Raw genomic sequence first — 8,830 nt, forward strand, 5'->3', positions numbered from 1 at the left:
GTGCGCTCGGACACGCGGTAGCGCTCGGTGTGGATGTGGTGCGCGCGCGGGTCGTCCTCGGTCACCGGGCGGAAGGTGTCGAGACCCACGTCGAGCTCGACATGCGCCAGACGCACGCCCGCGGCCTCGGCGCGCTCGAGCAGCGCGGGCGTGAAGTGCAGACCCGCCGTAGGCGCCGCGGCCGAGCGCTCCTCGGTGGCATAGACGGTCTGGTAGAGCTCGGGGTCGTCGAGCGACGCGGTGATGTAGGGCGGCAGCGGCATCTCGCCGATCTCGTGCACGACGTCGAGGAACACCCCTTCGCGCACGGTGAACTGGATGACGCGCCCGCCGGACTCCTCCAGCCGGTCGACCACGAGCCCGGTCATGCGGCCACCGGCGAACACCACCTTCGCGCCGGGCTGCAGCCGGCGGCCCGGCTTGACGAGGCACTCCCACGCGTCGGTGTAGATCTCGCGCAGGAGGAGGACCTCGACCGCGCCGCCGGTCTCGTCCTTGGCGCCGTGCAGGCGGGCGGGCAGGACGCGCGTGTCGTTGACGACGAGCAGGTCGCCGGGGTGCAGGTACTCGAGGACGTCGGTGAACGAGCGGTGGTCGATCTGGCCGCTGCTGCGGTCGACGACCATGAGCCGGCACGAGTCGCGCGGCTCGGCCGGACGCTGGGCGATCAGCCCGCTCGGCAGGTCGTAGTCGAAGTCGCCGGTGCGCACCCGTCCCACCCTTCCGGCCTCGCCACTCGTCGCGCGTTCGGTCGCTCGGAGTGTACTATGCGCACGGCGCACGCAAACCACCCACAGCGAGGGACGGCGATAAGGCATGGCGGCCGACTACAAGCTCATCCCCGAAGCGGTACCGAGCAAAGCCCGCAACAGCGTGTACACACGCATCATCGAGGACTTCGCCGCCGGCGCGGACGCGTCGGTGCGCGTGGCGATCGACCGCAAGCCCGCCACGCTCGTGCTCGGGCTGGGCAAGGCAAGGCAGTCGGACCCGCGCTTCAAGGGCATCTCCGTGCAGCGCCGCGGCGATGCGGTGTACTTGAAGAAGTGACCCGCGCCGGCTGGTCGGCCGCCGACCTCCACATCCACACCACGGTCTCGGACGGCGTCGCCTCGCCTCTCGAGGTCCTGAAGTGGGTCAACCTCCGCACCGACCTGACGGTCGTGGCCATCGCCGACCACAACAGCGTCGAGGGTGCGCTCGAGGCCGCGGAAGCGGCGCCGAGCATGGGCCCGGTCGCCGTCGTGGTCGCCCAGGAGGTCGAGAGCGCCGACGGCCACATCATCGGCCTGTGGGCCCCCGAGCGCGTCCCGCCCGCGATGAGCGCCACCGATACCGTCGACGCGATCCACGACCAGGGCGGCGTCGCGATCGCGGCGCACCCGTTCGCGCCGCTGTGGTGGCACCGGCACGGGCTGTGCCGGGGCGACCGTGAGCTGTACGACTCCGTACCCTACGACGCCGTCGAGGTCGCGAACTCCACTCCCTTGCTCGCCACCGGCAACCTGCGCGCCCGCTGGTACCAGCTGCGCAACCGTCACCGGCTCGCGGCGACCGGCGGCTCCGACGCGCACATCCTGTCGGTCATCGGCACGAGCCGCACGCTGTTCCGCGGGCACACGCCGCAGGACCTGCGGCGCGCCATCGAGGCGCGAGAGACCCGCGTGAAGGGCCCGAGGTTCCAGCCCACGCGAGGCCTGCGGTACGCGCGCTCGGTGCCGCGCATCAAGGAGCTCCGCCGCGCCTACGAGGCCGCCCTCGCCCGGCTGCTATCCGACCAGCCCGAGGATCACTCGGACGCCGGCGGCTCCTCGGACTGACCGCGCTTCGCGGCCGCGCGCTCCTCGCGACGGTGCGCACGGTCGGCCTCGGCCTCGGCGACGCCGTAGACGCACCCGCAGTAGTTCTGGCGATACATCCCCAACTCGCGCGAACGGCGCGTCGCTTCCGGGTACCGGTCGCGGAAGTCACCGCCGAGCCACGTCACGCCCGCCTCGGCGCACGCCGCGCGGCCGGCGCGATCGACGGCCGCCTGGTCCTGATACGGACTGACCGTCAGCGTGCTGGCCACCGCGTCGCAGCCGGCGTCGGCGGCCGCATGCGCGACCATGCCCAGACGCAGGCGGAAGCACGCCTCGCACCGGCGGACACGGTCGGCTTCGATCCCGCGGACCGCCATGCGCCACGCGTCCGGGTCGTACGCGAGCTCCACGGCCGCGAGCCCGCGCTCGCGTACGTACGCCATCAGCGTGTCGCGGCGCCGCTCGTACTCGGCGGCAGGGTGGATGTTCGGGTTGGCGTAGCACACGACGACCTCGTGCTCGGCGGCGATCGCGTCGAACGGCTCGAGCAGGCACGGGCCGCAGCACGCGTGCAGCATCACCTTCACGCGGGCGCTCCGGCCACCGCGGGCCACAGCGTAGCGAGGCCGAACGACACGAAGACGACCCCGGCCACCCGCGCGATGAGCTTGCGCGGCAGCCGCGTGCCGATCGCCGAGCCCACCGCGATCGCGAGCCCGTTGACCGCGAGCATGCCGAGCGTCGACCCGAGCCACACCGCGCCGAACGTCGCGAGCCCCGCTGCCGGGACCGACGGCGCGAGCCCGAGCGCGCGCAGCGGCGCGGCCGCCGACGACGGGTCCGCGGCGATCGTGGCCGTCATCAGCTGGGTCTTGTCACCCAGCTCGGCCACGAAGAACGCCACGAACGCCGAGGCGGTCGCGCCGAAACGCGAGGTACGCGCCGCCTCCTTCTCGTCCTCGGGCGCGTCGGACGCGGTGAGGAAGGTCCACACCCCGAAGCCGATGAACAGCCCGCCTGCGACCCACGCGAGCGCCGATGCCGGCACGAGCCTCGCCAGCGTGCTGCCCACGGCGGTCGCGAGCAACTGCAGCACCACGATGGCGCCGGCCACTCCGACGAGCACCTGCCACGCGCGGTAGCGCGCGGCGAGCATCAGCGTGAGCAGCTGGGTCTTGTCGCCGAACTCGGCGATGGCGACGAGCAGCAGCGAACCGAGCAGGGGCGTCAGCACCGGGAGCGCGCCGGCCTCAGGCGTCGTCCGGCTCGTCCGCGGGCCCGCCCGCGGCCGCCGCCATGCCCTCGCGCCGGATCATCACCGCGAGCACGGCGGCGACGGCCACCGCCGCGACGGCGAGCCCGATGATGAGCGTCCGCGTGTCGAGCGCGCCCCCGCCGATCCCGTCGGACGCGCCCCCGGGAACGTAGCTGACGTCGACGACGGCCGACTCGCCGGGTGCAAGGCCCTGGTTCGGCAGGGTGTAGATGCGCTCACCGTCCGCGTTCTCGTTGGGAGCATCGTTGGACTGCGGGTCGGTGCGGATCGTGCCGGCGCCCGCGGGCGTGCGGACCGAGAAACCCACGAGGTCGGCGGGGACCGTCTGGACCCACTTGAGCGACGCGCCCACCGCGCCGCCCTTCCTCGGCTCGATGTTCGACCACAGGCACTCGAGCTGGCCTTCGCGCGACTGCTCGAGCGTGAACTCGTATGCGCGTCCGCCCGTGCCGGCGGTCATGGTGCCCTCGCGCGGGATGTCGCTCTCGCCGGTGGCGCCCAGGATCTCGCCGGACCACAGCACCGTCGCGCCCTCGGGCACCGGGACGCGAACCTTCGCCGGCAGCGGAGTGGATGTGGGCACCAGGACGGACGCGACGAGCAGCACGCGATCGGGGTTCTCCGACGCGCCGCCGAACCACGCCTGCACCTGGTAGACGGGCGGCGTCGCGGCGAGTGCGAGCGAGGGCACGGACAGTGCGGCCGCGAGCAGGGCGGCGGCCAGAACACGGGCGGTGCGGCTGGTCACGTCGTCAACCTCCGGGGAAGGCATCTTCATCTTGGTGCGCGCCATTCTAGCGTACGGCCGCGACGCGGGCCGCGTCACGCTTCCGGGCGCGCCTCGCCGATGCAGTTCGCCGGGCAGATGCGCGCGCAGTCGGCGCAGCCGGTGCACTTCTCGGAATCGATGCGGAAGATGTCGCCGTCGCGCGCGACCGCGCCCTCACGGCACACGCGCAGGCGCATCGCGCACGCGGTGCAACAGCCCGGTTCGATCACCAGAGGCGGCTTGCGTTCCCGGCCCGAGAGCAGGCTCACGCGACCCGGCCCGTCTGGCGCTCGGCCGCCGAGACCGTGTTCGACATCAGCATCGCCTGCGTCATGGGCCCGACGCCTCCGGGCACCGGCGTGATCGCCGAGGCGAGCCCCTCGACCGCGTCGAAGTCCACGTCGCCGACCATACCGGCCTCGGTGCGGTTGATGCCGACGTCGATGACGACCGCGCCCTCGCCCACGTACTCCGCGCCCAACATCTTCGGCCGGCCGATCGCGGCGACCAGGATGTCGGCCTCGCGGCAGACCGCGGGCAGGTCCCGTGTGCGGCTGTGACACCAGGTGACCGTGGCGTCGCGCTCGAGCAGCATGAGCCCCATCGGCTTGCCGACGAGCAGCGAGCGGCCGACGACCACCGCGCGCTTGCCGCGCGGGTCGATGCCGTAGTGGTCGAGTATGCGCATGACCCCCCACGGCGTGCACGCACGGTGGCCGGGCAGGCCCCGCATCATGCGGCCGAGGTTCTCGGGGTGGAAGCCGTCGACGTCCTTCACCGGCGCGATGCGGGCGACGACCTCCTCGACGTCGAGGTGGGCCGGGAACGGCTGCTGCACCAGGATGCCGTGAACGGCGGGGTCGGCGTTGAGTCGGTCGATCAGCGCGTCGAGGTCGGCCTGCGGCGTGTCGGCGAGCAGCCGGTGGTCGAGACTCACGATGCCGAGCCGCTCACAGTCGCGCTCCTTCATGTTCACGTACGACTGCTACGCGGGGTCCTCGCCGACCAGCACGACCGCGAGCCCCGGCGTGACGCCGCGCGCTCTCAGCGCGGCGACGCGCTCGGCTGTCTCGGCCTCGACCGCCGCCGAGACAGCCTTCCCGTCGATGATCGTGGCCATGGGCTCCCCGGTCCTTCCCCTGTCGCGCCGTCAGAACAGGCCGACGATGCGTCCGTCGGCGTCGATGTCGATCCGCTCGCCCGCCGGGCTCGCCGGCAGGCCGGGCATGGTCATGATGCCTCCGTGCAGCGCATACAGGAAGCCCGCGCCCGCCGAGAGGCGGACGTCCTCGACCGGGCGCGTGGCGGCCGCGGAGCGGGGGTCGACCGCATCGGCGCCATGCACGAAAAAGGATGCCGGCCTCCTCGGCGACCTCGCGGATGCGCCGGATCGGGGCCGACTACGCGATCTCGATGTCGGCAGGCACGGCTTCGCTCACGCCTCGCCCTTGACGATCTTCAGCAGCGCCTTGAACTCGTCGGTTGCCGCGCGGCCCACCGCCTCGTACATGACCGCCTGCGAGGTCGTCACGACGATGCCAGCCCCGCGCATCCGATCGAGCGCGACGTCGTGGTCGAGATCGGCCAGCGAGCAGCATCCGTCCGCAACGACCTGCACCTCGTGGCCGTCGCCGGCCAGCGCGAGCGCGGTCTGCGCGACGCAGATGTGCGTCTCCATGCCGCAGATGACGACCTGCCGGCGGCCGACCGCCTGCAGTGCCTGGACGAACTCGCCCTCGGCGGCGCAGCAGAACGCGGTCTTGTCGACCCCCTGCACCCGCGCGCCTGAAGCAGCGAGGGTGGTCAGCGCCGACTCGACCTCCGGCACCGTGCCACCGAGCCCCTCCGGGTACTGCCGCGTCACGATGAGCGGGGCGCCGACCAGCGCGGCCACCCTCGCGAGCCGCACCGCAGCCGCGACGACCTCCGCGCGCCGCGGCATCGCGGCGGCCAGCCGCTCCTGGAGGTCCACGAGCAGCAGGACGAGCTCGCCGCGCCTGACCGTCCCGCCGGTGTTCTCGCCCGTCACAGCCTCACGCACCTTCCACTCGGGGCCGGGGCGACAAGTGTAGCGCACGAGTCCCGGTCGCCCGGTGCGGGTATAGTCCCTACGCGCACGCCCCGCATCATCCGCCCGCACACCTAGGAGGCAGCACGAGATGACCGATGCGCCGATCCTCGACCCGGTCCACGAGGTCACCGACCTTGAGAACGCCGACGATTTCACGAAGAAGCACACGCCGGTCGTCACGCTGGAGCCCGCAGGCGACGGCGCCGTGCGCGTGACGGTGGAGGTCGGCCACTTGGTCGCCCACCCGAACCTGCCCGACCACTTCATCCAGTGGATCGCGCTGTACGCCGGCGGCTCCGAGGTCGCGCGCTTCGAGCTGTCGGCCGTCGCGACCGCACCGGTGGTCTCGGCGGTCCTGGTGGTGGACGGAGGCACCGTGTTGCGCGCGGTCGCGAGCTGCAACCTGCACGGCCTGTGGGCCGGCGAGGCGGTCGTGTAGCGGAGCTACGCGTCCGGCTCGCGCCCGAGCTCGCGCTCCGCGGCCCCGATCACGATGCCCAGCAGACCGGCGAGCTGATCGAGCTGCTCGGGCGTGAGGTCGGCGCACGCCCGCTCCAGCGAACGCTGCGTCGCTGCCGCGATCCCCGGCATCATCTCGACCCCGCGATCTCCCACCACCACGAGCCGTGAACGGCTGTCGGCAGGATTCGGCTGTGTCGCGAGCCAGCGGCCGCGGACGAGCCGGGTGAGCAGCGCCGAGAACACGCTCTTGTCGATGGCGAGGTAGTGACAGATCTCCGTCACCGTGCCGGGGTCGCCGGCCTGCTCGCGGCGATGCACCTCGCGGATCGCGGCGGCCTGTTGCGCGTTGATGCCCGCCCCCGCGAGCTCGATCTCGAGCAGCTCGCGGAGGAGGCGCATCGCGCGGTTGATGTAGAAGCCGACGTTGCGGCCAGCCGGAGCAGTGAGCAGTCCGTCGTCTGCCACCCTGATGCCCTCCCAGTGACGTGCGTCGCCCGCACAGTGTCGCACAGAACGCCCCCCCTGCCGGGCACATCATGGTCACAGGCGCTCGCAGAGACGGGGTGGTATAGAGTGGACCCACCGTCGCCAGGAAGGGGCTCGCACCATGAAGGTCGTCGCGTTCAACGGGTCCGCCCGCGAGGGCGGCAACACCTCGCTCCTTCTCAAGACCGTGCTCGCGCAGCTCGAGTCACGCGGGATCGACACCGAGCTCGTCGAACTCGCGCACGCGAAGGTCACCCCGTGCAAGGCGTGCGGGAAGTGCCGCAAGAAACCGACGGGCAACTGCCCGGCCATCAAGGACGATGTCACGGCCTACATCGACACGATGCGCAAGGCCGACGGCATCCTCCTCGGCTCGCCGGTGTACTTCGCCGACGTGACGCCGCAGATGAAGGCCTTGATCGACCGCGCCGGCTACGTCGCGCGCGGCAACGGCCACATGTTCGCGCGCAAAGTAGGCGCGGGTGTGGTAGCGGTCAGGCGTGCGGGCGCGATCCACGCGCTCGACACGATGAACCACTTCTTCCTCATCTCGCAGATGGTCGTGCCCGGGTCGTCGTACTGGAACCTAGGGGTCGGGGGCCCGCGCGGCGAGGTCGACAACGATGCCGAGGGCATGGCCACCATGCGCGACCTCGGCGAGAACATGGCCTGGGTGCTCAAGCGCCTGAAGGGCTGAGCGCGCCGGCCGCGATGGACTCCGCAACCGCCCTCGCCGCCGCGCGCATCGGCCTCGCGGCCTTCGTCATCGCGTTCACCGGCGCGATGGCGCCCGGGCCGTTGCTCACCGTCGCGGTCACCGACACGCTGCGCCGAGGGCGCGTGTCCGCGATCCTGCTGCTCGTCGGCCACGCGCTGCTCGAGGCGCTGCTGCTGTTCGGCTTCGCGCTCGGCCTACAGGATCTGCTGCGTGAACCGCTCGCCGCGACAGTGCTCGCGGTGGCCGGCGGCGGCTTCCTCGTGTGGATGGGCGGCTCGCTCATCCGCGACGCGCTGCGGGGGCGCATGACGCTCGAGGTCACTCCCGAGGACCGGCCGACCGACCTCAACCCCGTCGCCAAAGGCTGTCTCGTCTCGCTGTCGAACCCGTACTGGACGCTGTGGTGGGTCACGATCGGCGTCAAGCTCGCCGCCGATGCCCTGGCCGCTGGATGGCTCGGCGTCACGGCGTTCTTCATCGGACACGAGCTCGCCGACTTCGCGTGGTACGCCACTGTCATCCAGGCGGTGCACACGGGGCGGCGGTTCATCTCGGACCGCGTCTACGCGTGGGCGGTGGGCCTGCTCGCGGCCTTCATCGTGTACCTCGGCGTGAGCTTCATCGTGCGCGCGTTCCTGTAGCCACGCGGGCGTCGGCGCCGTTCAGGCACGAGACTTGCTGAACCGACCTGAATCGACGGCACGCGACCGAACCGAAAGGCGGCCGCATGGCGCGCTTCATCGCGACGAACAAGGACCCCGACGCACACTGCGTGCAGGTCGAGGCGGGCTTCAAGGGCACCGACGGCAACTACTACCTGATGCTGCGCCGCCTGCCGCCGCTCTACGCGAGACCGCCTCTGTGGCTCGTCCGGCTCAGCGCTGACACACTCGTCCAGCGCTGCGGCGACGGCACGAGCGAGACCTTCTACAAGGCGTACTCGCTGCAGGAGTTCACCGATACCGAGAAGCAGTTCCTCGGCAAGCTGACCCCTGGCGGCTCAGCACTGCCGTTCTTGAACTTCACCTACCCGAACGTGATCCGGGTCCTCGGCAAGAAGATCTACGTGCTCGAGGACGCCGAGGTCGCGGCCCTGCTCAAGCGGCGATGGGTCTTCGTGCCTTAGACGCATCGTCACCGGCCCGCGCGCACGTCCTCGAGTGCCTGGGCCGCCGAGGCCCACTCCTCGCCCAAAGCGGCGAGCCGCGCCTTCAGCGCGTTGTACTCCTCGAGCGCGGGCATGAAG

Annotated in this window: 13 protein-coding genes and 1 pseudogene; 5 read left to right on the forward strand and 9 right to left on the reverse strand. The window is 71.7% G+C overall.

Annotation, left to right across the window (positions count from 1 at the left end):
• Nucleotides 1-818, reverse strand: an 818-nt coding sequence (locus tag FDZ70_03770; protein TLM78810.1) for a hypothetical protein, incomplete at its 3' end; no start/stop codon positions are given.
• Between FDZ70_03770 and FDZ70_03775 the strand changes: the two genes are divergently transcribed.
• Nucleotides 768-1,820, forward strand: a complete 1,053-nt coding sequence (locus FDZ70_03775; protein TLM78811.1) for a hypothetical protein — start codon at nt 768-770, stop codon at nt 1,818-1,820. The two genes, FDZ70_03770 and FDZ70_03775, sit on opposite strands and share 51 nt — an antisense overlap.
• Here the strand turns inward: FDZ70_03775 and FDZ70_03780 are convergent.
• From FDZ70_03780 to FDZ70_03810, 7 genes and pseudogenes are all read right to left on the reverse strand, one after another.
• On the reverse strand, nt 1,790-2,389 hold the full coding sequence (locus tag FDZ70_03780; GenBank protein ID TLM78812.1) for an epoxyqueuosine reductase QueH: 600 nt from the start codon (nt 2,387-2,389) through the stop codon (nt 1,790-1,792). The genes FDZ70_03775 and FDZ70_03780 overlap by 31 nt on opposite strands.
• Entirely contained in the window at nt 2,386-3,036 is a 651-nt protein-coding gene (locus FDZ70_03785; protein TLM78813.1) for a TMEM165/GDT1 family protein, read from the reverse strand. The genes FDZ70_03780 and FDZ70_03785 overlap by 4 nt, the downstream gene beginning before the upstream one ends.
• Nucleotides 3,037-3,052: 16 nt before the next feature.
• Nucleotides 3,053-3,826 (reverse strand): hypothetical protein, encoded by a 774-nt coding sequence (locus FDZ70_03790; GenBank protein ID TLM78814.1) that lies wholly within the window; start codon nt 3,824-3,826, stop codon nt 3,053-3,055.
• Nucleotides 3,827-3,900: 74 nt separating this feature from the next.
• Complete coding sequence (locus FDZ70_03795; GenBank protein ID TLM78815.1) at nt 3,901-4,116, reverse strand: 4Fe-4S ferredoxin; 216 nt, start codon at nt 4,114-4,116, stop codon at nt 3,901-3,903.
• Nucleotides 4,113-4,967: pseudogene (gene folD, locus FDZ70_03800) on the reverse strand (bifunctional methylenetetrahydrofolate dehydrogenase/methenyltetrahydrofolate cyclohydrolase FolD). Before folD ends, FDZ70_03795 begins: the two are co-directional and overlap by 4 nt.
• Before the next feature lie 30 nt (nt 4,968-4,997).
• Nucleotides 4,998-5,270 carry a formate--tetrahydrofolate ligase gene (locus FDZ70_03805; GenBank protein ID TLM78816.1) on the reverse strand — a complete coding sequence of 91 codons (273 nt, stop codon included), beginning with the start codon at nt 5,268-5,270 and terminating at the stop codon, nt 4,998-5,000.
• Nucleotides 5,271-5,282: 12 nt separating this feature from the next.
• Nucleotides 5,283-5,789, reverse strand: coding sequence for an isochorismatase family protein (locus FDZ70_03810; protein ID TLM78822.1), 507 nt, complete (start codon nt 5,787-5,789; stop codon nt 5,283-5,285).
• Nucleotides 5,790-6,006: 217 nt separating this feature from the next.
• On the opposite strand from FDZ70_03810, the gene FDZ70_03815 reads away from it, so the two are divergent.
• Nucleotides 6,007-6,357 (forward strand): hypothetical protein, encoded by a 351-nt coding sequence (locus FDZ70_03815; GenBank protein TLM78817.1) that lies wholly within the window; start codon nt 6,007-6,009, stop codon nt 6,355-6,357.
• Nucleotides 6,358-6,362: 5 nt separating this feature from the next.
• Here the strand turns inward: FDZ70_03815 and FDZ70_03820 are convergent, their stop codons facing one another.
• Nucleotides 6,363-6,845 carry a winged helix-turn-helix transcriptional regulator gene (locus FDZ70_03820; GenBank protein ID TLM78818.1) on the reverse strand — a complete coding sequence of 161 codons (483 nt, stop codon included), beginning with the start codon at nt 6,843-6,845 and terminating at the stop codon, nt 6,363-6,365.
• Between the two features lie 142 nt (nt 6,846-6,987).
• Between FDZ70_03820 and FDZ70_03825 the strand changes: the two genes are divergently transcribed.
• The 3 genes from FDZ70_03825 to FDZ70_03835 all read left to right on the forward strand — a co-directional run bounded on the left by FDZ70_03825 (nt 6,988) and on the right by FDZ70_03835 (nt 8,710).
• Complete coding sequence (locus FDZ70_03825; protein TLM78819.1) at nt 6,988-7,563, forward strand: flavodoxin family protein; 576 nt, start codon at nt 6,988-6,990, stop codon at nt 7,561-7,563.
• 14 nt (nt 7,564-7,577) lie between these two features.
• A complete protein-coding gene (locus FDZ70_03830; GenBank protein ID TLM78820.1) occupies nt 7,578-8,225 on the forward strand; it encodes a lysine transporter LysE in 648 nt (215 codons plus the stop codon).
• 86 nt (nt 8,226-8,311) lie between these two features.
• Complete coding sequence (locus FDZ70_03835) at nt 8,312-8,710, forward strand: hypothetical protein (protein TLM78821.1); 399 nt, start codon at nt 8,312-8,314, stop codon at nt 8,708-8,710.
• Nucleotides 8,711-8,830: the final 120 nt, after the last annotated feature.

This window comes from Actinomycetota bacterium, assembly GCA_005774595.1.
In the GTDB taxonomy this organism is placed as follows: Bacteria; Actinomycetota; Coriobacteriia; order Anaerosomatales; family D1FN1-002; genus D1FN1-002.

Excerpts from the sequence above, each read along its gene's own strand:
- FDZ70_03775 (TLM78811.1), top strand. The coding sequence starts at position 768 with ATGCGCACGGCGCACGCAAACCACCCACAGCGAGGGACGGCGATAAGG.
- FDZ70_03810 (TLM78822.1), bottom strand. The coding sequence starts at position 5,789 with ATGCCGCGGCGCGCGGAGGTCGTCGCGGCTGCGGTGCGGCTCGCGAGG.
- FDZ70_03815 (TLM78817.1), top strand. The coding sequence starts at position 6,007 with ATGACCGATGCGCCGATCCTCGACCCGGTCCACGAGGTCACCGACCTT.
- FDZ70_03825 (TLM78819.1), top strand. The coding sequence starts at position 6,988 with ATGAAGGTCGTCGCGTTCAACGGGTCCGCCCGCGAGGGCGGCAACACC.
- FDZ70_03830 (TLM78820.1), top strand. The coding sequence starts at position 7,578 with ATGGACTCCGCAACCGCCCTCGCCGCCGCGCGCATCGGCCTCGCGGCC.
- FDZ70_03835 (TLM78821.1), top strand. The coding sequence starts at position 8,312 with ATGGCGCGCTTCATCGCGACGAACAAGGACCCCGACGCACACTGCGTG.